The sequence below is a fragment of the Aeromonas sp. R2-1 genome, assembly GCF_040908425.1.
Lineage (GTDB): Bacteria > Pseudomonadota > Gammaproteobacteria > Enterobacterales > Aeromonadaceae > Aeromonas > Aeromonas caviae.
This window is the reverse complement of sequence record NZ_JBFODR010000007.1, coordinates 15,756-36,565: the sequence shown is the minus strand read 5'-3', so window position 1 is coordinate 36,565 and position 20,810 is coordinate 15,756. Positions and strand designations below refer to the sequence as shown.

Sequence of the window (20,810 nt, the reverse complement as noted above, 5' to 3'; positions counted from 1 at the left end):
AGGAAGGATGATCAGAAGCTGTATTTCACACCCAGGCTGGAGATGGAGCCTTTTTGCAGATCCCAGTTGCGATAGGTGTAGTCGGCGGTGAGGGCCAGGTTCTGGGTCAGCTTGTAGGCCGCCCCCGCCTTGAAGTCGTGCATGTCGTCGGTCATGTTGGCGTAGCGATAGCCGGTGGAGAGCTCGACGGCGCCGATGTCGTAGCGCAGACCCACTTCTCCGTAGAGGCTGCCGCTCTTCTTGCGGGCCAGGGTATCCCAACCGGAGTGGTTCACGTCGGAGGCCAGCTCCCGTTCCAGGCTGTAGCCCATCAGGCCGGTTTCACCGTAGAGGTTCAGGCCGGTGCTGAGGGGGGTGTAGACACCCATCCCCAGGCTGGAGATGGCCATGCTGTCGTTGCCGCTGCTGCGGGAGGTGTATTCGCTGCCGATCCGGCCATAGACATTGCTGGTGAAGCTCTTGGAGAGATCCAGGCTCAGGCCGCCGAAGTCGCGGTTCTCCCCATCCTTGCCACCGATGTAGTCAGACTTGGTGTGGGCCCAGGTAGCAGAGCCCTTGGCATAGCTGAAGGCATCTTGCGCCAGGACGGAGGTGGAAGAGAGACCGGCCAGAACCAGAACAGACAGTGCGATCTTTTGCATTTTGTTGACTCCATGGGTTGAGTTAGGCGGACCTAACTGGAATGGAGCCATTGTGACGGGCAAAGGGGGCAACGCCGAGGAGCAAGCTGTTGCCAAACCATGTCAGATGTAAGCGGATATTGCTGGCGGTTACCGGTGCAACACTCTGCGGGGGAGCGAGGGCTCCCCCGCCGTCATCCTAGCGGAACTCCACCTCGTCGATCTGCACCCGCACCAGCGGCTTGCCGGTGAGGCCGGCGGGTCGTGCTAGCTCGATGGCCCGGGAGGCGCGTGCCTCCCCCTTGCGCAGGTAGGAGTCAGGCAGGCGGTTCTCCCCGACCCAGAAGCGCACGGGCTCGGTCGAAAGCTGCACCCCGTCGGCGCTGAACAGGGTCAGGCTGCCGTTGACGCGCACCACGTTGCGACTGCCGGTGTTGCTCACCACGAACTGCAGGCTGAGGGGATCGTCCCCCGCCACCTGGTCCAGCTTCACCGTGATGCCGTCCCGGGTCGCCTGGGAGAGCAAGTCGGGATGGGCCATGGCCTGCTCGGTCAGCACCGGGGCCGCGACACTCGCCGTCACTGCCTGACCGGCTACCGTGGCTGCCGGCTTGACCAGCAGGTATTCCCAGGTGAAATCGTCATTGAGTTGCACCTGGCGACCATCCGGCAAGGTGATCTGGTGCAGGGGAGCCGCCTCGGCCAGCAGAGGGCACAGACAGAGGGCGACCAGCAGTCGGGAGAGGGGTTTCATGGGCAGGCACTCGATAAAGGATGCGAAGGGGGCAGTATAAAGAGTCGTGCCCTCCTTGCCTATGACCCCCCTCACGTTACGCCCCGGCTCAGATGACCAGGGGGTGGGGATCCTCCAGCGTGGCCAGATCCAGGGTCACCAGATCGAACTGGGCACTCCTGAGGGCCTTCTGGATGGTGGGCTGCATGTCGAACACCAGGGCCCGCAGCCGTTCGGGCACCCGGATCCTCGCAAGGGTGGTGACCCTGTCACCCAGGGTATGGAAGAAGACCTGGGCGCCCCCCAGCCCCATGTCCACCAGCATCTGCTCGGCCATGTCGACCATCCGCAGGTGCCGCCTGTCCAGGGAAGTCATATCGACAAACCGCCGGCTCAGGCAGGCCTCCCCCACGTCTCCCCAGAACGCCAGTTGCCGCTGGTGAAAGCCGTAGCGAAAATCCCGGTTGGTCATCCCCTGCTCGGCAAAGATCCAGAGGGTGTTGGCGGGCAGGCTGTGGAATCGGCGCAGGTACTCCCGCTTCTCCTCCACCGAGGCCGACATCAGCAGCGGCGGGCCCTCTTCATGTTCGAGCTGCTGGCAGAGGTAGCGCACCGGGTCGGTCACCTCGGCGAGGTGGCCCAGGTGGGCGCTGAAGATCATCTCGTCGGTCTTGAGCACCTGATGGGGGATGCCGTAGTGCCGGCAGTAGCGCTGTGCCCTGGCCACCGACTGGCGGCTGAGGGTGGGGTTGTCCAGGGTGATGGCGCGAAATCGCACCCCGCTGGCCCGGCACAGATCCATGCTGTAGCAGGATTCCAGTCGGCCGGAGAAGGAGACAAGCAGTTCGCTGTAACCGGCCAGGGTGTTGATGAGCCTCTGTTCCCTGGCTTGAAAGGTCTGATCGTATCCCCGATTCAGCGCAACGACATTGGCATCCATAACAACAACTCCGGATGATGAACTGGATACCATTTTGCCCGCCCCAAGCTGAATATACACTTAAAGAGTGCGGGTAAAACTGTACATTATTTGCTCCAAATCAACGCTTCCCCCACTTTTTTCGCTGCGAAGCGAAACTGGCTCCCCTCAGGCAGGCAACAACCCCTGAGCGATCAGATGCGCCCGGCACCGGGCCGGATCGGTGAAGATCAGCCCCCGCAGACCGAGCGCCTCGGCCGCCGCCACGTTGGCCGGGCTGTCGTCGATAAAGAGGCACTCCCCAGCCTTGAGGTCGAACGACACCAGCAGATAACGGTAGATGTCGGGCTCGGGTTTGAGCATCCGCACCCGGGCCGACACCACCTTGCCGCTGAAGAAGCGCCAGAAGGACTGATGCTGCTCCAGCCAGTCGATGCTGGCGTGCCCCATGTTGGAGAGGGCATAGAGGGTGTGGCCTGCACCGTGCAGTTCTTCGATGAGCGCCACCATGGCAGGATCCGGCACAAGGGAGGACGGCACCGCCTGCAAGATGGCCAGATTCTCCGCCATCGACAGGCCGGTGCGCCCCTGCGCCTGACGGGCCATGGTGTGCAGGGAGAGGGTCCCCCTGTCCACCTCCAGCCAGTCCGGGTGGTTGAACAGCTGCTCCGCGATCGCTGTCGCCCCCTCGGGTCCGCGCACCCCACTCACTATGGCCACCGGATCCCAGCGCACCACCACCCTGCCCAGATCGAAGATCACCGCCATCGTCTCGTCCCCTCTATGTGTTGTTGCCACGGATGTGGTCACGGCGGTTGCCATAAACAGGGACCAGAACGACGCTCACTCTCCCCCGGCAACCCGAGCCACCACCCTGCCCCGTTCAACGCCCCCGGGCAAGTTTTACTTGCATCGCACCGCCAAATCCCTTAATGGTTATGGCGTTACATTCAGGACACGCCCATGAACACACCATTCTTCTTTGTTTTCTCGTTTACCCGGCCCACATGAGGGAAGGCCCGTCGTCACGTGAACCATTCGCGTAAACAGAAACCAAAGACGAATCGAGCCTCCCCAGCGGAGGCTTTTTTTTGCACCACACACCACAGAATCACTGGATAGGGAACCACCATGGCAACGCTCGACGAGATCAGACACGACATCACCCAGTTGGATCAGGAGCTGCTCGCCCTGCTGGCCAAACGCAAGACCCTCAGCATCGAGGTCGCCCGCGCCAAGCAGGCCAATCCCCGTCCCATCCGTGACCACCAGCGCGAGCAGGACTTGCTGGTCGCCCTGATCCAGAAAGGGCGCGCCCTCGGACTGGATGCCCAGTACATCACCCGCATCTACCACACCATCATCGAAGACTCCGTGCTCTCCCAGCAGGCCTACCTGCAGAGCCTGCTCAACCCCCAGCAGCAGGAGCCCATGACCAGCGTCGCCTACCTGGGACCGCGCGGCTCCTACTCGAGCCTGGCCGCCCGCAAGTACCTGGCCCGCTACAAGGATCAGGTGATCGAGGTGAACTGCCAGAACTTCCGCGAGGTGCTGGACACCGTGGAGTCGGGCCGTGCCGCCTTCGGGGTGCTGCCCATCGAGAACACCAGCTCGGGCTCCATCAACGAGGTGTACGACGTGATGCAGCACACCACCCTCTCCATCGTGGGTGAGCTCACCTATCCCATCGAGCACTGCATCCTCACCGCCGTGCCCACTGAGATCGAACGCATCAAGACCTTCTACGCCCATCCCCAGGTGTTCCAGCAGTGCTCCCATTACCTCAGCAAGCTGGAAGGAGCGCGCCACGAGATCTGCGACTCCTCCTCCAGCGCCATGATGAAGGTGAAGGAGCTGGCAAGCCCGGAAGCGGCGGCCATCGGCAGCGCCGCCGGCGGCGAGCTCTACGGCCTGGACGTGCTGGCCGAGCAGCTCGCCAACCAGAAGGAGAACTACAGCCGCTTCATCGTGGTGGCGCGCAAGCCCATCGACGTGGCGCCCCAGATCCCGGCCAAGACCACCCTCATCATGTCCACCTCCCAGAAGCCGGGCTCCCTGGTGGAGGCGCTGCTGGTGCTGCGCAGCCACGAGATCAACATGACCAAGCTGGAATCCCGTCCGGTGCAGGGCAACCCCTGGGAGGAGATGTTCTACCTGGATGTCTCCGCCAACCTGCAGACCCCGGCCATGCAGGCCGCCCTGCTGGAGCTGACCAAGATCACCCGCTACATCAAGGTGCTGGGCTGCTACCCGAGCGAAGACGTCAAGCCGACCGCCGTGCCGCCCGTCTTGATGGGAAGCTGATGGGAAGGGGATCCCGCCCCTGCCACACAAAGGCGAGCCCCGGCTCGCCTTTGTGCTCTCTGCGCCCTCCCCGTGAGACGCGGCCCAGTCCCGCCCTTCCCTTCCGGCGTTAAACCGCCCTCCACCCCCTTCCTCGTGGACCCGGGATCCTGGCGCGGCTGTCTTTCCACTCACCATCAGGCCATCTTCCTCCCGTGGCGGCCCCCTTTTGCCGCCTGCCGGACCTTTCTATCGTTTGGCTTTATTTAACGACATGGTGATATCGTTAGATTTCCCTAAACAAAAAAGGCCGCCATTCCGACCCCCGGGCACCTCTTGTGCGATCTCAGCCCCCTTTTTCCTCGCCACAGGCCGGATCCCGACCGGCCCATCAACTCCGTTTCTCCTGCCGAAGACCAGTTCCCCCCCAAGACGCCAACCCCGGTTATCCTCTCCAGGCCCTATCCCGTCCAAGGCGCCAACCCCGTTTATCCTCCCCAGGCCCTATGCCGTCCAAGGCACCAACCCGGTTATTCCCCGCAGATCCGAGCCCTTTCCCGACCAAACAAAAAGGCGAGCCTGCGCTCGCCTTTGTCTGTGCCGTGATGAACGCCCGGCTCATGCCGGCGCCCCCCGGACCCGCCCTAGAACTGGCCCGCCATCAGCTGGTTCAGGTGATAGAGGTTGCGGGTGTCGAGCTCCAGCTCGGTGGCATAGGTGTTGCCACGGGGATAGGTCGCCACCACCCGGGCACCGCGCACCATGCCCGCCACCGACACATCCAGGGAGTTGGAGGTCTGGGTCAGGTCCTTGTAGCTGCTCTGGCCGCGCACCTGCTGGCCGTTGAGCTGCTCCGCCAGCTCCCGGTAGGCGTCCATCTTGGAGGCGCGGATCGCCTGCAACATCTTCTCGGACTGGGAGGGACCGGGCTGGATGTCGATCACCGCATACCCCACCGCCTTGAGCACCGGGAAGTCATCGGGCTTCTCGCCCACGTCATAGTTCACCACCCGGTTGCCACTGCACGCCGTCAGCAACATGGCCATCAGGCAACCCAACAAGATTTTCATCGCTGTTTCCCCGTTTTCCTGTTCACCACACCCGATGTTTCACGGCTCAATGTCAGCCAGCCCGCTTCACGCTTCATGACGCGCCACCTCAAGGGGTCAGGTTGACCAGATGGCCGGACGGGCTCTGGCCCCCCCGCATCAGGTAACCGCGATTGATGGAGGCCCGGCCAAAGGAGTTGCTGGCACCGGACAAATATTGTTTCGGGATCAGGCTCTGGGCCGTGGTCTCCACCATCTTGGTGCGCAGATCGATGATGCGGGCGTTGACCAGGATCCCCTGCTGATTGCGGCTGAAGGTGCCGGTCAGGATGCGGGAGATGGGCAGCCGGGACGAGAGATCCTTGTAGTTGCGACTCATCACGAAGTCCCCCTGCGGGGTCACCTGGATGTTGCCCGTGGTCTTGAAGTCCACCACCACCTCACCGCGCCGGTTCAGCTCGTAGATGAAGCTCTCCTCGATCTGCTGTCCCATCCAGTTGGTGTCCTTCAGGGTGTCGAGATCGACAAAGGAGGCGACCGCAATGGGCTCGGTCAGGGTCGTGAGAGACTTGCGCTCCATCAGCTGATCCGTCATGCGGGCCACCAGCCAGTTGAGCTCCATCCCCTTCGCCGCCTGGCGGGGGTCTCCCAGCTCCCGATTGATGGGGTCGGCCGACCCGCAACCGACCAATGCCAGCGCCACCGCCAGCACCGTGATAACTCTCTTCATGGATACCTTTCCTGTATCTGCACCTGACCTGTTATCGGTCGCAACCGCCAACACTTGAGGCGGGAATGCGCGCAGGATCCTCGATGATCCCCAAGCAAAGGCGTGTACTGTGCCACCGGAGCCCGCCGTACGGGCTCCGGCCAGGGAAGAAGGCATGGTTCTTGCTTTTATTTGGTCACCCGCTCCGGTGCAGACCGGATCTGTGTCCAGGATCCCTGACCCGCCCCACCGGCGGCAGCGGGGTCGCCCACTCAAGGTGTTTGTTATGAAAGTTTCGCTGCTGTTCACCCTGCTGCTGGCCAGCCTGTCGGCCAGGGCCGAACTTATCGAGGCCCAGGGCAGTGCCGCCATTCTGGGGGGCGACGAGGTCTACGCCCGCGAGCAGGCGACCCGGGATGCCCTGCGCCAGGCGCTGCTGGCCAGCGGTGCCTCCGTCTCCAGCATCCAGCGCCTGGAAAACGGCAGCCTGCGCTCCGAGCAGATCCAGATCCGCTCAGGCGGCGACATCCGCCAGTACCGCCTCAAGCGCGAAGAGGTGCGCAACGGCCGCATGTACATCACCCTCGTGGCCGACATCCAGGCGGAGCGGCAGATCTGCCAGACCCAGCACTACGCCAAGGATTTGACGCTGGTGCGCCTGCGCATGCGCTACCCGGACCAGGCGAGCACCGGTGCCCTGGACGACATGCCCGCCGATCTCTCCCGCCGGCTGTTTGAAACCCTGGCGACGACACCCCAGGTGGTCGCACGCCAGTGGCTGGACGAGAACCTGCGCATCGACCCTCTCCATCTGCAACAGGGGGATCGCAGCGCCCTTGAGGAGATCAAGGCCCTGAGCCTGCGCACCGACAGCCAGTATCTGGTGCTCGGCAGCATCGACGACCTCTCCCTCGAGCCCCAGGGCAACGCCCTCACCAGCTGGTATGAGGATCCCGTGCGCAACTTCTCCATGCAGCTCTACCTGTTCGACGGCATCAACGGCAGCCTGCTCGGCCGCAAGGAGTACAAGGGCCGCGCCAACTGGACCTTCTCCAAGCGGGAGCAGGTGGGCAGCAGCGGCGGTCAGTTCTGGCAGTCGAGCTTTGGCCAGGAGGTGGGCTACCAGTTGAAGGAGGCGGCCCAGGACATCGCCGCCGAACTCGCCTGTGCCCCCGTCACCGCCCGGATCGTGGCCCAGCACGAGCGCGGCCCCCACATCAACCTGGGCCGTCGCAACGGGGTCAAACTCGGGGACCAGTTCCGGGTCCAGCACAGCGCCGACTTCGTCGACCCCTATGGCAAGTCCAGGGTGATGCGCAACCCCGCTGACGGTCTGTTCGAGGTGGTGCAGGTGTTCGAGGATGGCGCCATCATCAGCAGTCAGAACAAATATTCGCCGTTCAATGTCCAAATCGGTGACCTGGCCGTATTGGAATAGGAATCAAGGGTTTAAAAGCACAATGCTTCTTGTATAATGCCCGCCACAAGGTTCCCGTAGCTCAGCAGGATAGAGCGGTCCCCTCCTAAGGGACAGGCCACTGGTTCGACTCCAGTCGGGAACACCATACACAGCAAGGGGCTGGCATCGTCATGATGCCAGCCCCTTGTGCGTTTCTGCGCCATTTCCCCTGCATCCATGGCGGCCAGGTCCCGCCCCCCCCTCTTCAATGTCTCACTGCCACCAACAACCCCGCGAGCCCCACCAAAGATGATCCCGGCCATCCCCCTGTAGTTGCCACTCCCGGTGGCGGCACACCGTCATCTACCCTTGAAGGGCGCCGTCCGGCAGGACGGCCTTCCATTCGCCGAGACACAGAGAAGGACATCATGGGCAGCAAACGAAAATCCAGAACGGAAGAACCGGTCGTGGCCGAGGCGCAAAAGCCCCTTGGCAACAAGGCATACGAAAAAGCGCTGCGCCTCTTGCACGTGGAGCTGGTCAGGCTGCAGCAGTGGGTGGTGCACAAGGGGCTCAAGGTCTGCATCGTCTTCGAGGGGCGCGACGGGGCCGGCAAGGGGGGCACCATCAAGGCGATCACCGAGCGGGTCAGCCCCCGGGTCTTTCGGGTCGTCGCACTGCCCGCCCCCACGGAGCGGGAGAAGAGCCAGCTCTACTTCCAGCGCTACATCCCCCATCTGCCGGCGGCGGGGGAGATCGTCATCTTCGATCGCAGCTGGTACAACCGGGCCGGGGTGGAGCGCATCATGGGCTTTTGCAGCGAGGAGGCGAGCGACAAATTCCTGGCTGGCACCCCCATGGTGGAAAAAGCCCTGGTGGACTCTGGCATCATTCTGCTGAAGTACTGGCTGGAGGTGACCCCACAAGAGCAGGAGCGGCGGCTGCGTGATCGCATCGACGATGGCCGCAAGATCTGGAAGCTCTCCCCCATGGACATCAAGTCCTTCGATCGCTGGGATGACTACACCCGGGCGCGGGATGCCATGTTCATCGCCACCGACACCGCCTGGGCCCCCTGGTTCGTGGCCCACTCCGAGGACAAGAAACGGGTGCGCCTCAACATCATCTCCCACCTGCTGGCGCACATCCCCTACGAGGCGCTGCCAGCCGAGCCGGTGAAGCTGCCCAAGCGCAAGATAGGCAAAGTCAAACCATCGGATCACCCGCTTCGCATCGTGCCAGCCCTCTTCTAGCCAGAGGGGGGTGAGCCCTGGCTCACCCCCTTTCCCTTCCAGCCCCAAGGGGCAACAGGCGCTGCCGGTATCACCCAATGGCTTGTTGTTGCTCACGTTTTCCCGTTTGCCTCCCCTATACTTCAGCGACATTCAGGTCTGGCCGAGCGAGGAGGCCCCCATGTTGCGACTGTTTGCCCTGCTGCTTGTCTGCCTGGTGCTCCCGGTGCGGGCGCTGACCCTGACCCCGGTGGCGGGGGAGCTACGCCACCCCTGGGGACTGGCCTTGCTGCCGGATGGCGGCTACCTCGTCAGCGAGCGCCCTGGGCGCCTGCTGCGCATCGATGCGGGTGGCACCCGCCATGTGGTCTCCGGCCTGCCGCCCCTCGCCGCCACGGGTCAGGGGGGTCTGCTCGATCTCGCCCTGGACGGCGATGGCTGGCTCTATCTCAGCTACAGCGAGCCGGGGGACGGAGGCGCCGGCACCGCCGTGGCCCGGGCCCGGCTGCAAAAAGAGGCCCTCGTCGACTGGCAACTGCTGTTTCGCCAAGAGCCCAAGGTGGCTGGCGGCGCCCATTTCGGCTCTCGCCTGGTGCTGACGGATGACCACCTCTTCATCACCCTGGGGGATCGCTACAGCGAGCGGGAGCGGGCCCAGACGCTGGACAACCACCTCGGCAAGACGGTGCGCCTGCACAAGGATGGCCGGGTCCCCGCCGACAACCCCTTCGTCAAGACGCCGGGGGCCCTGCCGGAGATCTGGAGCCTGGGTCATCGCAACATGCAGGGGGCCGCCCTGCGTCCGGGCAGCCAGCAGTTCTGGGCTCACGAGCACGGCCCCCAGGGCGGGGACGAGGTGAACCTCATCCTGCCAGGCCACAACTACGGCTGGCCCAGAGTGACCTTTGGCGAGGAGTACGGGGGCGGCAAGATTGGCGTGGGCCAGAGCGCGCCGGGCATGACGGCACCGCGCTGGATCTGGGTGCCCTCCATTGCCCCCTCGGGCATGGCCTTTTATCAGGGGAACCTGTTCAGGGAGTGGCAGGGGGATCTGTTCGTCGGCGCCCTGCGCGGTCAGGCCTTGTTGCGCCTGCACCTCGACGGAGACAAGATAGTGTCGGCAGAGCGGCTGCTGACCGATCTGGGGGAGCGGATCCGTACCGTCAAGGAGGGCCCCGACGGCGCCCTCTACCTGTTGACGGATTCAGGCCAGGGGCGCCTGCTCAAACTGACCCCATAGCATGAAAGGAGCAAGGATGAAGACGAATCGCATGCTGCTGGTGCTGTGCACCAGCCTCTGGTTGCTGGGCTGCAACACCATCCACGGGATGGGACGGGACATCGAGAAGGCGGGGGAGGTGATCCAGGGCTCCGCCAAACTGACGGACGCACCGGCCGCAGAGGGTCGCTGATCCCGGTCAGGTGGCGCTGTGGTTCGCCCCCTGTCGCCCCTTTCCTTACCCCTGTTCGGCGCCGGCCACCAGACTGGCCAGCGGCGCCATGGTCACCCTGACCCCGTGCTGTGCCAATGCCTCGCGGGCGCTCTGGGGCAGTTGCTCGTCGGTGATCACCTGATCGATCGCATCCCAGCTCACCACGTTGAAGGTCCCCACCTTGCCATATTTGGACGAATCGCAGATGAGGATGCGGGTCGCCGCCGACTCCACCACGGCCCGCTTCACCGGTACCTTCTGTTCGCTCGGGGTGGAGATCCCCTGACTGTCCCAGGAGGAGGCTGACAGGAAGGCGATGTCCAGATGGAGGTTGCGCAGGAAGTGGGCGGTGGCCTCCCCGGCACAGGACTGGTTCTCGCGAATGACCTGACCCCCGGTGTGATAGAGGCGGCAGCGGCCGTGCTCGATGAGGTAGGCGCAGACCATGAAGTCGTTGGTCACTATCATCAAGTCTTCCCGAAGCGCCAGCTCCCGGGCCAGCTCCAGGGAGGTGGTACCGGCATCCAGATAGACGGTGCTCCCCTCGCTCACCTGGGCGGCGGCGAGCCGGGCAATGGCCAGCTTGGCCCCCTGCATCAGGCTGCGCTTGGCGGCGTGGGAGGGCTCGCTCTTGATCCGCTGGGAGAGGCTGACCCCGCCGGAGACAGAGAGTACCCGCCCCTGCTCCTCCAGCTTCTGGATGTCGCGCCTGATGGTCATGTGGGAGACCTGCAGCCAGTCGGTCAGCTCCACTATGCTGACCACGCCGCGCTCTGCCAGCAGTTGCAGGATACGTTGCTGTCGCTCTACGGGAATCATCTTGCCTCGCGCCTCGGGAAAAGGAAGGTGCCATTCTACCCCAGCGACTTGGGAAAAAATGATAAATAACCTGAAACGGGCTCACAAATCACATTTATTCACAAAGTTAGCGCCAAAACTTGACCCAAAAGAATCTCAACCCTCTTAAATAACAAAAATTAACATGCAGCAAGTTATTTTTTGTGACGACTGCCTGATATTTCATCGCCGCAAGCCTCTACTATCTGCTCATCAGTCGTAATCGAGGAATCACGAGATGAGCACTCCCTATCATGTTGCGGTCATCGGCCTGGGCGCCATGGGCATGGGCGCCGCCCGTTCCTGCCTTCGGGCCGGGCTCACCACCTATGGCATCGACCTCAGCGAACAGGCCCGCGGCCAGTTGCAGCAGGCCGGTGCCGCCGCCGTCATGGCCGATGCCAGGCCCCTGGCGGAGACGCTCGATGCCGTGCTGTTGCTGGTGGTCAACGCCACCCAGGTGCGCCGCATCCTGCTCGGCGAAGCGGGGTTGGCTCGCCACCTCAAACCGGGCACTGCCATCATGGTCTCTTCCACCATCGCCGCCGAAGAGGCGAGCGCCCTGGCTGCCGAGCTGGCGCTGATGGGGTTGCCGATGCTGGATGCGCCGGTCTCCGGTGGTGCCATCAAGGCCGACGCGGGGGAGATGACGGTGATGGCCGCAGGCGCCGACGCCGCCTTCGACAAGCTGGCCCCGGTGCTGGATGCGGTGGCTGGCAAGGTCTACCGGGTCGGCAGCGAGCCGGGCCAGGGCAGCACCGTCAAGATCATCCACCAGCTGCTGGCCGGGGTGCACATCGCGGTGGCCGCCGAAGCCATGGCCCTGGCCAGTCGGGCCGGCGTGTCCCTGGATCTCATGTATGACGTGGTGACCCATGCCGCCGGCAACTCCTGGATGTTTGAAAACCGCATGCCCCGGGTGCTGGCCGGTGACTACCAGGCCCGCTCCGCAGTGGACATCTTCGTCAAGGATCTCACCCTGGTGGCGGACACCGCCAAGGCGCTGCGCTTCCCGCTGCCGCTCGCGAGCACGGCGCTGAACATGTTCCTCGGTGCCAGCAACGCGGGCCACGGCCAGGAAGATGACAGCGCCGTCATCAAGATCTTCTCAGGCATCACCCTGCCGGGTCAGGAGGAGCAAGCATGAAACTCGGAGTCATCGCAGACGACTTCACCGGCGCCACCGACATCGCCGGTTTCCTGGTGGAGAACGGCCTCGCCACCATCCAGTTTGCCGGCATCCCGGCAGAGGCGGATCTGACCGGGGTCGACGCCGTGGTGATCAGCCTCAAGAGCCGCTCCTGCCCGGCCGATGAGGCAGTGCGCGACTCCCTGGCGGCCCTCGACTGGCTCAAGGCCCGCGGCTGCCCGCGCATCTACCAGAAGTACTGCTCCACCTTCGACAGCACGGCGGCGGGCAACATCGGCCCCGTCACCGACGCCCTCCTGGCGGCGCTGGAGAGCACCTTTACCCTGATCTGCCCGGCCCTGCCGGTGAACGGTCGCACCGTCTATCAGGGCAACCTCTTCGTCGGCACCCAGCCGCTCGCCGAGTCCGGCATGCGCCATCACCCCATCACCCCCATGACCGACAGCAACCTGCTGCGGCTGATGGAGGGACAGGCCCAGGGCCGTGCCGGTCTGGTGCCGTTCAATACCATCGCACAGGGTCCCGGCGCCATTGCCGACGCCTTTGAGCAGCTAACGCAAGCTGGTGTGCGCTACGCCGTGGTCGACACCCTGACCGAGCAGCACCTGCTGGACATCGCCACCGCAGCCCTCGACATGCCTCTGGTGACCGGCGGATCCGGCCTCGCCATCGGCCTGGCCCGTCAGCTTGGCAGCGGCGATCTGCAGGGTGCCCGCGAAGCGGGCTGGCCCAGAGGCACCCGCGCCGCGGTGCTGTCGGGCTCCTGCTCCGAGATGACCAACCGTCAGGTGGCCCGCTATCGCCAGCACGCTCCTGCCCTGGCGCTGGATGTGGTGCGCTGCCTCGAAGAGGCCGACTACCCGGCCGAGCTGGCGCGCTGGGTACTGGACCAGCCCCGGACCCCGGCGCCGCTGGTCTACGCCACCACCAGCCCGGCGGAGCTGGCCCGCATTCAGGAAACCCACGGCCAGCAGGCGGCCAGCGATGCGGTGGAACACTGCTTTGCCCGCCTCGCCCAACTGCTGCAAGGCGCCGGCGTGGACCGCTTCATCATCGCCGGTGGCGAGACCTCGAGCCGGGTCACCCAGGCCCTCGGCGTCAAGGCGTTCCACATAGGCCCGCAGATCGCCCCCGGTGTGCCCTGGGTGCGGGCCATCGACGCCCCCCTGTCGCTAGCCCTCAAGTCCGGCAATTTCGGGAGCGACGACTTCTTCGACAAGGCTCAGGAGTACTTCCATGACTGAACAGGCACTGCGCGACACCATGGTGATGCTGGGAGCCTCCCTCTTCCAGCGCGGTTATGCCACCGGGGGCGCCGGCAACCTCTCCGCCCTGCTGCCGGACGGCACCCTGATCGCCACCCCGACCGGCTCCTGCCTGGGACGGCTCAGCGCCGACAGGCTCTCTCACGTCAATCTGCAGGGGGAACACCTGGGGGGAGATCGCCCCTCCAAGGAGGTGGCCTTCCACCTCGCCATCTACCACAACAATCCGGACTGCCGGGCCGTGGTACACCTGCACTGCACCCACCTGACCGCCCTCTCCTGTCTGGAGGGGCTGGATCCGGCCAACGTCATCCGCCCCTTCACCCCCTACTACGTGATGCGGGTCGGCCAGTTGCCGCTCATCCCCTACTACAAGCCGGGGGATGCCCGCATCGCCGAGGAGCTGGGGCGCCGCGCCCCCGAAGGCAACGCCTTCCTGCTGGCCAACCACGGCCCCGTGGTGACGGGCAAGGATCTGGTGGATGCGGTCAACAACATGGAAGAGCTGGAGGAGACGGCGCGCCTGGCACTGATGCTCAATGGCCACGCCATCCGCTACCTGAGCGAACCCGAAATTGATGAATTGAGGAGGATGAAACCATGAGCAAGTTTGCCGCCAATCTCACCATGCTGTTTACCGAGGTGCCGTTCCTGGAGCGCTTCGCCGCCGCCCGCGACGCAGGCTTCGAGGCGGTGGAGTTCCTCTTCCCCTACGAGTGGCCGGCCGCAGAGCTGGGCCGCCGCTTGCGCGAGCAGGGGCTCTCCCAGGCCCTGTTCAACATGCCGCCGGGCAACTGGGGCGCGGGTGAGCGCGGCATGGCTGCCATCCCGGGGCGGGAAGCGGAGTTTCGCGGCCACCTGCCAAGCGTGCGTGACTATGCCCTGGCGCTCGGCTGCACCAAGGTACACGCCATGAGCGGCATCGTGGACCCTGCTCATAGCCTCTCGGCCCACCGCCAGACCCTGATCGACAACATCCGCTTCGCCGCCGACTTCCTGGCCGAAGACGGCATCAAGGTACTGCTCGAGCCGCTCAACGATCGGGATGTGCCCGGTTACTTCCTGGCCCACCAGCTCGACGCCCTGGCCTTGGTGCAGGAGATAGACAGACCCAACGTTGGGGTGCAGCTTGACCTCTACCACGCCCAGATCATGGACGGGGATCTCACCCGTCTCATCGGCAAGCTGGGCCCGGCCATCGGCCACGTCCAGATCGCCTCGGTGCCGGATCGCCACGAGCCGGACGAGGGGGAGATCGCCTACCCCCACCTGTTCAAGGCGCTGGCGCAGGCGGGCTACCACGACTGGATAGGCTGCGAGTACAACCCCAGAGCCGGCACCCGGGAAGGGCTGGGCTGGCTGACACAACAATAACGACCCTGAACATGAACGAGTCTGAGGATAACAAGATGCAGATCATCATCACCGGCGGCGGTGGCTTCCTGGGCCAGAAATTGGCCCGGGCTCTGCTGCAAGGCCCCCACCCTTTCACCGAGCTGCTGCTGGTGGACATCCAGCAGCCGCAATCCCCCCTGCCGGACCCCAGGGTTCGCTGTCTGCGGGCCAACCTCACCGAACCCGGTGTCGCCGAGTCCCTCATCAGCGAGCGGACCGCCGTGGTCTACCACCTGGCCGCCATCGTCAGCAGCCACGCGGAGCAGGACTTCGATCTGGGCTGGAAGGTCAACCTGGACACCACCCGCACCCTGCTGGAGGCGTGCCGCCATGCCCGGCCGGGCATCCGCTTCGTCTTCACCAGCTCGCTCGCCGTCTATGGCGGCCCGCTGCCGGAGCTGGTGAATGACGGTACCGCCCTGACCCCCACCTCCTCCTACGGCGCCCAGAAGGCCATGGGAGAGCTGCTGGTCAACGACTACAGCCGCAAGGGCTTCGTCGACGGTCTGGTATTGCGCCTGCCCACCATCTGCGTGCGGCCGGGCAAGCCGAACCGCGCCGCCTCCTCCTTTGTCAGCAGCATCATCCGCGAGCCGCTGCAAGGGGAGAGCGCCATCTGCCCGGTGAACCCGGATCTGCGCCTCTGGCTCTCCAGCCCCGCCACCGTGGTCGCGAACTTCCTGCTGGCGGCAAGACTTCCCGCCACCGGTGACGCCCGCAGCATCAACCTGCCCGGCATCAGCGTGACCGTCGGCGAAATGCTGGAGGCCCTCGCCCGGGCCGGTGGCCAGGCGGCCCGGGATCGGGTGCAGTTTGCCGCCGATCCGGCCATCGAGCGCATCGTGGCGAGCTGGCCGGGACGCATCGACAACCAGCGGGCCAGCGCCCTCGGCTTCGCGGCAGACAGGACGTTTGCCGACATCATCGACAGTTTCATCACCCATGACATGCAGGAGGCATCATGAGCGACATCCCAACCCCCATCATCGGTCTCATCATCGCGGTCTTCGTGCTGGTGTTCCTGGTCATCCGCACCCGGGTGCATGCCCTGATCGCCATGCTGGCGGCGGCCTGCATCGCCGGGATCACCGGCGGCATGAGCATCGACAAGACCCTCACCGTGATCACCCAGGGCTTTGGCTCCACCCTCGGCAGCATCGGCATCGTCATTGGCCTCGGGGTCATGATGGGTCGCCTGCTTGAGGTCTCCGGCGCCGCCGAACAGATCGCCTACAGCTTCATCAAGTGGCTCGGCAAGCGCCGCGAGGAGTGGGCCCTGGCCATCACGGGCTACATCGTCAGCATCCCCATCTTCGTGGATTCCGCCTTCGTCATCCTCTATCCGGTGGCCAAGGCGCTGGCGAAAAGCGGCAAGCGCTCCCTGCTCACCCTGGGGGTGGCGCTCGCGGGCGGCCTGGTGGTAACCCACCATACCGTGCCGCCGACCCCAGGCCCGCTGGGGGTTGCCGGCCTGTTTGGCGTGGACATCGGCGCCATGCTGCTGACCGGCATGGCCCTGGCCATCCCCTGCGTGCTCGGCATCGTCTTCTACGCCCAGTGGCTCGACAAGAAGTACCCCGAGTTCGGTGCCCAGGCCGCCCAGACCCCGGACGAGCTGCAAGCCACCTATGAGCAGTACCTCAAGGAGAAGGAGGGCAAGACCCTGCCGAGCCTGACCCTGTCGCTGCTGCCGATCCTGGTGCCCATCGTGCTCATCTTCGTCAAGGCCATCTTCACCACTCTGGCCACCCTGGAGGGCATGGACGGCCTGATGGCGAACCCCCTGGTGCAGGGCATCAACTTCATCGGCACCCCCATCATCGCGCTGGCCATCAGCGTGCTGCTGGCGGTCTATACCCTGGTCCCGCACATGGACAGGCACGCCACCGCCGCCCGCCTGGAAGAGGGGCTGCAATCCGCCGGCATCATACTGCTGGTGACCGGTGCCGGTGGGGCGCTGGGGGCCGTGCTGCGCGACAGTGGCGCAGGTCAGCAACTGGCCGAGCAGATCGCCCAATTGCCCATCTCCCCCATCCTGATCCCCTTCATCGTGGCGACCCTGGTGCGCCTCATCCAGGGATCCGGCACCGTGGCCATGGTGACGGCGGCCTCCATCTCCGCCCCCATCCTGGCGCAGATCCCCGGGGTCAACATGCTGCTGGCCGCCCAGGCCGCCACCATGGGGTCGCTCTTCTTCGGCTACTTCAACGACAGCCTGTTCTGGGTGGTCAACCGCATGATGGGGATCTCCGACGTCAAGCAGCAGATGATCGTCTGGTCCATCCCGACCACCATCGCCTGGGCCATCGGCGGCACCGGCGTCGCCCTGCTGAACCTGCTGTTCGGCTCCGGCGGCACCTGGTTCGACCCCGTGCTGCCGCTGCTGGTGCTGGCCCTCATCGTCTGGTACGTCAAGGGGCAGTCCCTGGCTCCGGCGGCAGGGGCCGTCCCGAGCCGGGAGTCCTGACCCGCACCGTCACGGCAACGCTGTGTGACGAGGGCCAGTCTGCTAGACTGGCCCTCTTTTTCGTTCATTCATCTTGCAAAGGAGTGTTGGATGCCTGCGTCTTCCTGGTGGGACAAGTCCACCGGTTTTGCCCTGCTCACCATCTTGTTGTGGGCCTCCCTCGCCGCGCTCACCTCCCGGATCACCAGCGTCTCGCCGCTGGTGCTGGTGGGGCTGGTGCTGCTGTTCTGCGGGGCGGGCACCCTGCCATTCTGGCGCCAGTGGCGCGCCAGCCCCCTCACCTGGCTGGTGACCATCACAGCCCTGCTGCTCTATCACCTGCTGCTGTTCACAAGCTTTCGCCACGCCCCCGTGCTGGAGGCAAACCTCATCAACTACCTCTGGCCGCTGTGCATCATCCTGTTCACCCCCTTGCTGCTGCCGGGTCATCCCCTGAGCCTGCCCCATCTGCTGGCCGGGGCCCTGGGTCTCGCGGGGTCCGTGCTGGTGATGGTCGATGGTCACCTGCAACTGCAACAGGCCCATCTGCCCGGCTACCTGCTGGCCCTCGGCGCCGCCATCGTCTGGGGCGCCTATTCGGTGCTCTCCCGCCGCCTGCCTCCCGCTCCTGCCGTGGTCACGGCCGCCGCCTGCCTGCCCGCAGGGCTCCTGGCCCTGCTGCTGGCATGGATGCTGGAGGGACCGCTGCCGGTGGCCCGCATCCCGGCAGGTGACTGGGGCCTCATCATCGGGCTGGCTCTCGGCCCCATGGGGGCGGCCTTCGTCACCTGGTATCTGGCGCTGCGGGACGGGGATCCGCGCCGCATCGGCGCGCTCGCCTACCTCACTCCCTTGCTGAGCACCCTGCTGCTGGTCTGGCTCAACGGCGAGGCGCTCACCCCGCGCCATCTGCTGGCGGGGGGGCTCATCATGGGCGGCGCCCTGCTCGGCCTGCTGGTGAAGAGCCCAAGTCAACGGGAGCTGGCACGGCCACTGTCATAAAAACGCCATCAGACCTGATTAAGCTCGCGCCCATTGCGTGATTCAAGCAGGAATCTGATGTGAAAATTGCCCATTTTGCCTCCCTCTCTTCCCTCGTCTTGCTGCTGGTGGCCGGTGTTCAGGCCACCGCGCTCTATCATGGCTGGCAACAATTCAACCACTCGGCCCAGGCCCAGCGTTTGCAGGAGCGCCTGCAACAGCAACTGAGCGGTCCGCTGCAGGGGGCGCTTCGCGACTATCTCGGCAGCGGGGATCCCCTGTTGCTGGCCCAGGCCCAGGGAGTGCGCCAGCAGGCGCTGGCCCTGCTGTCCCGCCTGGAGGATCCCCAGACCCAGCCGCTAAACGCCCGGCTTGAGCAGATGAAAACCCGCATTGACGGCGACTATCTGGCGGCGGGCAAGCTCTCCGGCAACAGCCAGTGGTTGCTGCAAAATGCCGAGAACGAGTTGACCACCCAGGCCAAAACCTTGCTCCGTTACGGCCAGCAGGGAGCAGCCGCCGGGCGGGATCCGGCCCTTGCCGAGCAGTATCGCCAGGGGGCGGCCGACATCCTGACCGCCCTCCCCTCCCTCGCCCACCAGCGCCAGAACTACATGGAGCAGGCGAGTGCCAAGCGTCTCGAAGGGCTGCAATTCGAGCTGGCTGCCCTGCAAAAGCAGGCCGACGCCCTAGCCGCCCTGCCGAGCATGGAGCTTTTCGAGGAGGCACCGGCCGACGAATTCACCCTGGGAGAGCCGATACGCAAGGAGCTCGGGGATCAGCCCAAAGCCGAGCTGACCTCCCTGCTCAAGCGCTATCCCCAGGAGCTGGAAAACAGCCGCAAGACGCTGCAACAGCAGCAGGCCGCTCGTCAGATGGTGCAGCAGGACATCACCCAGCTGCTGCAAGCGGGGGAGCAATTGGGTGAACAACTCGCCGCCGCCCGTCAGACCATGAACCGGGAGCTGGCCACCGTGCTCGGCGTGCTGGCGCTCTGCCTGGTCGTGGTGGCCCTGCTGTTCGCCCTGGTGCAGCGTCGCTGGCTGGTCAGGCCCCTGCTGCAACTGCGGGCAGCCTTCCTGCAGCTCGACGCCACGGGTCAGGCTCAGCTGCTGACCCCGGGGCGCGAGCGCAACGAGCTGGCGGACATCGTCGCGAGCTACAACCGCCTGATACAGCGCCTGCAACAGGATCAGCAGCAGAAAGAGGGCCAGCTATCGGCGGTGTCGCAAAGTCTGCAAGGGATGGTCAACCAGGTGCAGGAGATCCATCACAGCACCCGCACCACGGAGCAGGCGGTGGACGAGAGTGACACCATGATGCAGGAGCTCAACCAGCTCGCCAGCGAGGTGCACCAGGTCGCCGCCGAAATCGCCCAGCACGCCCAGCACAATGAACACTCCATGAGCCAGAGCGAGCGGCTGGTCGGGGGCATGCTGACGGCTACCGCCCAGACCGGGCTCGCCATCGACGAGAGCAGCGGCGCCCTGGCCCAGCTGACCCGCTCGGTGGAGGACGTGACCGCCATCGTCGACGTCATCGGCCATATCTCCCAGCAGACCAACCTGCTGGCCCTCAACGCCGCCATCGAGGCGGCCAGGGCCGGGGAGCAGGGACGCGGCTTCGCGGTGGTAGCCGACGAGGTGCGCCACCTCTCCGCCGACACCCAGCGCTCCCTCGGCCAGATCACCGAGATCCTGGCGAGCCTCACCCAGGCGGGGGATCAGCTCGCCACCGTGCTGGCCCGCATCACCGCAGAGGCCGCCGAGCAGCGCCAGCAGGCGGAGCAGCTGCGCCAGACCACCCTGACGGTGCGGGAGATGGCGCGCAGCACCGCCGTCATCGCCCTGCAGGGCGCCGACAATGCCAAGAGCCAGGAACACAGGCTGGCGAGCTTCGCCGCCCTCATCGGTCGCATCAGCCAGCACGCCCGCCAGGGCAGTCGTCTCTCGGTACAGGTCTCGGAGCACATACACCACCAGGCCCAGCAGATCCCCCGGATCCTGAGCCAGGCCTGATAACCCCCGGGTCTGGTTCGCACCAGACCCGGGGCGCGTTCCCTGTCTACCTGCCCGCAGTACGGCCTTGCCGCAACCCTTCTCCTGATACTCCCGTCATGTCCTCACGGCCAATGACGGATTGCCTCATCCATTCAGTCACAGGCTCCCTCACCCCTTTCACATCCCAGGTCCCCCTGTCTGTCGGGGCGACGGCTCACGCTCACGACAGTGGGCATCCCGCCGGGCCCATCTTTTTTTGTGATACAAAATTATATGTTGCCACCGGGTTAACAAAGAAAGTTCTGCCTTGACGGCAAGATCTGCGCAGGAGAACGGTGAAATCACCATGAAAGCGCTGT

General features: G+C 65.0%; 18 protein-coding genes, 1 tRNA gene, 1 pseudogene and 1 other annotated feature. Of the genes and pseudogenes, 13 read left to right on the top strand and 7 right to left on the bottom strand.

The window, feature by feature from the left end; genetic code table 11:
* Positions 1–11: 11 nt before the first annotated feature.
* The 4 genes from AB5Y80_RS00515 to AB5Y80_RS00500 form a co-directional block, all read right to left on the bottom strand.
* On the bottom strand, positions 12–641 hold the full coding sequence (locus AB5Y80_RS00515) for an outer membrane beta-barrel protein (RefSeq protein WP_039041374.1): 630 nt from the start codon (positions 639–641) through the stop codon (positions 12–14).
* Positions 642–819: 178 nt separating this feature from the next.
* On the bottom strand, positions 820–1,374 hold the full coding sequence (locus tag AB5Y80_RS00510; RefSeq protein ID WP_042864298.1) for a DUF3157 family protein: 555 nt from the start codon (positions 1,372–1,374) through the stop codon (positions 820–822).
* A gap of 88 nt (positions 1,375–1,462) precedes the next feature.
* Positions 1,463–2,326 (bottom strand): hypothetical protein, encoded by an 864-nt coding sequence (locus AB5Y80_RS00505; RefSeq protein WP_368172396.1) that lies wholly within the window; start codon positions 2,324–2,326, stop codon positions 1,463–1,465.
* 114 nt (positions 2,327–2,440) lie between these two features.
* A complete protein-coding gene (locus AB5Y80_RS00500; RefSeq protein ID WP_109421944.1) occupies positions 2,441–3,040 on the bottom strand; it encodes an HAD family phosphatase in 600 nt (199 codons plus the stop codon).
* 191 nt (positions 3,041–3,231) lie between these two features.
* Positions 3,232–3,365, top strand: a sequence feature (Phe leader region).
* A 38-nt stretch (positions 3,366–3,403) separates the two neighbouring features.
* Between AB5Y80_RS00500 and pheA the strand changes: the two genes are divergently transcribed.
* The gene (pheA, locus tag AB5Y80_RS00495; protein WP_010673312.1) at positions 3,404–4,576 is read left to right on the top strand and encodes a prephenate dehydratase; all 1,173 of its coding nucleotides are present in this window, start codon (positions 3,404–3,406) and stop codon (positions 4,574–4,576) included.
* 623 nt (positions 4,577–5,199) lie between these two features.
* Here the strand turns inward: pheA and AB5Y80_RS00490 are convergent.
* Positions 5,200–5,625 (bottom strand): LPP20 family lipoprotein, encoded by a 426-nt coding sequence (locus tag AB5Y80_RS00490; RefSeq protein ID WP_010673311.1) that lies wholly within the window; start codon positions 5,623–5,625, stop codon positions 5,200–5,202.
* Positions 5,626–5,713: 88 nt separating this feature from the next.
* Positions 5,714–6,334, bottom strand: coding sequence for a FlgO family outer membrane protein (locus tag AB5Y80_RS00485; protein ID WP_010673310.1), 621 nt, complete (start codon positions 6,332–6,334; stop codon positions 5,714–5,716).
* Positions 6,335–6,599: 265 nt separating this feature from the next.
* Between AB5Y80_RS00485 and AB5Y80_RS00480 the strand changes: the two genes are divergently transcribed.
* The 4 genes and pseudogenes from AB5Y80_RS00480 to AB5Y80_RS00465 all read left to right on the top strand — a co-directional run.
* Positions 6,600–7,751 carry a flagellar assembly protein FlgT gene (locus AB5Y80_RS00480; RefSeq protein WP_039041370.1) on the top strand — a complete coding sequence of 384 codons (1,152 nt, stop codon included), beginning with the start codon at positions 6,600–6,602 and terminating at the stop codon, positions 7,749–7,751.
* A 50-nt stretch (positions 7,752–7,801) separates the two neighbouring features.
* Positions 7,802–7,878, top strand: a tRNA-Arg gene (locus AB5Y80_RS00475).
* A 262-nt stretch (positions 7,879–8,140) separates the two neighbouring features.
* Positions 8,141–8,965, top strand: a complete 825-nt coding sequence (ppk2, locus tag AB5Y80_RS00470) for a polyphosphate kinase 2 (RefSeq protein ID WP_010673303.1) — start codon at positions 8,141–8,143, stop codon at positions 8,963–8,965.
* Between the two features lie 160 nt (positions 8,966–9,125).
* Positions 9,126–10,320, top strand: a pseudogene (locus tag AB5Y80_RS00465) (PQQ-dependent sugar dehydrogenase); the annotation flags it as partial.
* 81 nt (positions 10,321–10,401) lie between these two features.
* Here the strand turns inward: AB5Y80_RS00465 and AB5Y80_RS00460 are convergent.
* The gene (locus tag AB5Y80_RS00460; protein WP_041211238.1) at positions 10,402–11,196 is read right to left on the bottom strand and encodes a DeoR/GlpR family DNA-binding transcription regulator; all 795 of its coding nucleotides are present in this window, start codon (positions 11,194–11,196) and stop codon (positions 10,402–10,404) included.
* 256 nt (positions 11,197–11,452) lie between these two features.
* On the opposite strand from AB5Y80_RS00460, the gene ltnD reads away from it, so the two are divergent.
* The 8 genes from ltnD (at position 11,453) to AB5Y80_RS00420 (ending at position 20,469) form a co-directional block, all read left to right on the top strand.
* Positions 11,453–12,361, top strand: coding sequence for an L-threonate dehydrogenase (gene ltnD / locus AB5Y80_RS00455; protein ID WP_128313712.1), 909 nt, complete (start codon positions 11,453–11,455; stop codon positions 12,359–12,361).
* The gene (otnK, locus tag AB5Y80_RS00450) at positions 12,358–13,608 is read left to right on the top strand and encodes a 3-oxo-tetronate kinase (RefSeq protein ID WP_323927503.1); all 1,251 of its coding nucleotides are present in this window, start codon (positions 12,358–12,360) and stop codon (positions 13,606–13,608) included. Before ltnD ends, otnK begins: the two co-directional genes overlap by 4 nt.
* On the top strand, positions 13,601–14,233 hold the full coding sequence (locus AB5Y80_RS00445) for an aldolase (RefSeq protein ID WP_368172395.1): 633 nt from the start codon (positions 13,601–13,603) through the stop codon (positions 14,231–14,233). Before otnK ends, AB5Y80_RS00445 begins: the two co-directional genes overlap by 8 nt.
* Positions 14,230–15,003, top strand: coding sequence for a 2-oxo-tetronate isomerase (otnI, locus tag AB5Y80_RS00440; protein WP_010673296.1), 774 nt, complete (start codon positions 14,230–14,232; stop codon positions 15,001–15,003). Before AB5Y80_RS00445 ends, otnI begins: the two co-directional genes overlap by 4 nt.
* 11 nt (positions 15,004–15,014) lie before the next feature.
* The gene (gene denD / locus AB5Y80_RS00435; RefSeq protein ID WP_368172394.1) at positions 15,015–15,989 is read left to right on the top strand and encodes a D-erythronate dehydrogenase; all 975 of its coding nucleotides are present in this window, start codon (positions 15,015–15,017) and stop codon (positions 15,987–15,989) included.
* Positions 15,986–17,491 carry a GntP family permease gene (locus tag AB5Y80_RS00430; protein WP_010673294.1) on the top strand — a complete coding sequence of 502 codons (1,506 nt, stop codon included), beginning with the start codon at positions 15,986–15,988 and terminating at the stop codon, positions 17,489–17,491. The genes denD and AB5Y80_RS00430 overlap by 4 nt, the downstream gene beginning before the upstream one ends.
* 90 nt (positions 17,492–17,581) lie before the next feature.
* Complete coding sequence (locus AB5Y80_RS00425; RefSeq protein ID WP_323923795.1) at positions 17,582–18,472, top strand: DMT family transporter; 891 nt, start codon at positions 17,582–17,584, stop codon at positions 18,470–18,472.
* Between the two features lie 59 nt (positions 18,473–18,531).
* Positions 18,532–20,469, top strand: a complete 1,938-nt coding sequence (locus tag AB5Y80_RS00420) for a methyl-accepting chemotaxis protein (protein WP_048208226.1) — start codon at positions 18,532–18,534, stop codon at positions 20,467–20,469.
* The last annotated feature ends 341 nt before the right edge of the window (positions 20,470–20,810 follow it).

Excerpts from the sequence above, each read along its gene's own strand:
- AB5Y80_RS00515 (WP_039041374.1), bottom strand. The coding sequence starts at position 641 with ATGCAAAAGATCGCACTGTCTGTTCTGGTTCTGGCCGGTCTCTCTTCC.
- AB5Y80_RS00510 (WP_042864298.1), bottom strand. The coding sequence starts at position 1,374 with ATGAAACCCCTCTCCCGACTGCTGGTCGCCCTCTGTCTGTGCCCTCTG.
- AB5Y80_RS00505 (WP_368172396.1), bottom strand. The coding sequence starts at position 2,326 with ATGGTATCCAGTTCATCATCCGGAGTTGTTGTTATGGATGCCAATGTC.
- AB5Y80_RS00500 (WP_109421944.1), bottom strand. The coding sequence starts at position 3,040 with ATGGCGGTGATCTTCGATCTGGGCAGGGTGGTGGTGCGCTGGGATCCG.
- pheA (WP_010673312.1), top strand. The coding sequence starts at position 3,404 with ATGGCAACGCTCGACGAGATCAGACACGACATCACCCAGTTGGATCAG.
- AB5Y80_RS00490 (WP_010673311.1), bottom strand. The coding sequence starts at position 5,625 with ATGAAAATCTTGTTGGGTTGCCTGATGGCCATGTTGCTGACGGCGTGC.
- AB5Y80_RS00485 (WP_010673310.1), bottom strand. The coding sequence starts at position 6,334 with ATGAAGAGAGTTATCACGGTGCTGGCGGTGGCGCTGGCATTGGTCGGT.
- AB5Y80_RS00480 (WP_039041370.1), top strand. The coding sequence starts at position 6,600 with ATGAAAGTTTCGCTGCTGTTCACCCTGCTGCTGGCCAGCCTGTCGGCC.
- ppk2 (WP_010673303.1), top strand. The coding sequence starts at position 8,141 with ATGGGCAGCAAACGAAAATCCAGAACGGAAGAACCGGTCGTGGCCGAG.
- AB5Y80_RS00460 (WP_041211238.1), bottom strand. The coding sequence starts at position 11,196 with ATGATTCCCGTAGAGCGACAGCAACGTATCCTGCAACTGCTGGCAGAG.
- ltnD (WP_128313712.1), top strand. The coding sequence starts at position 11,453 with ATGAGCACTCCCTATCATGTTGCGGTCATCGGCCTGGGCGCCATGGGC.
- otnK (WP_323927503.1), top strand. The coding sequence starts at position 12,358 with ATGAAACTCGGAGTCATCGCAGACGACTTCACCGGCGCCACCGACATC.
- AB5Y80_RS00445 (WP_368172395.1), top strand. The coding sequence starts at position 13,601 with ATGACTGAACAGGCACTGCGCGACACCATGGTGATGCTGGGAGCCTCC.
- otnI (WP_010673296.1), top strand. The coding sequence starts at position 14,230 with ATGAGCAAGTTTGCCGCCAATCTCACCATGCTGTTTACCGAGGTGCCG.
- denD (WP_368172394.1), top strand. The coding sequence starts at position 15,015 with ATGAACGAGTCTGAGGATAACAAGATGCAGATCATCATCACCGGCGGC.
- AB5Y80_RS00430 (WP_010673294.1), top strand. The coding sequence starts at position 15,986 with ATGAGCGACATCCCAACCCCCATCATCGGTCTCATCATCGCGGTCTTC.
- AB5Y80_RS00425 (WP_323923795.1), top strand. The coding sequence starts at position 17,582 with ATGCCTGCGTCTTCCTGGTGGGACAAGTCCACCGGTTTTGCCCTGCTC.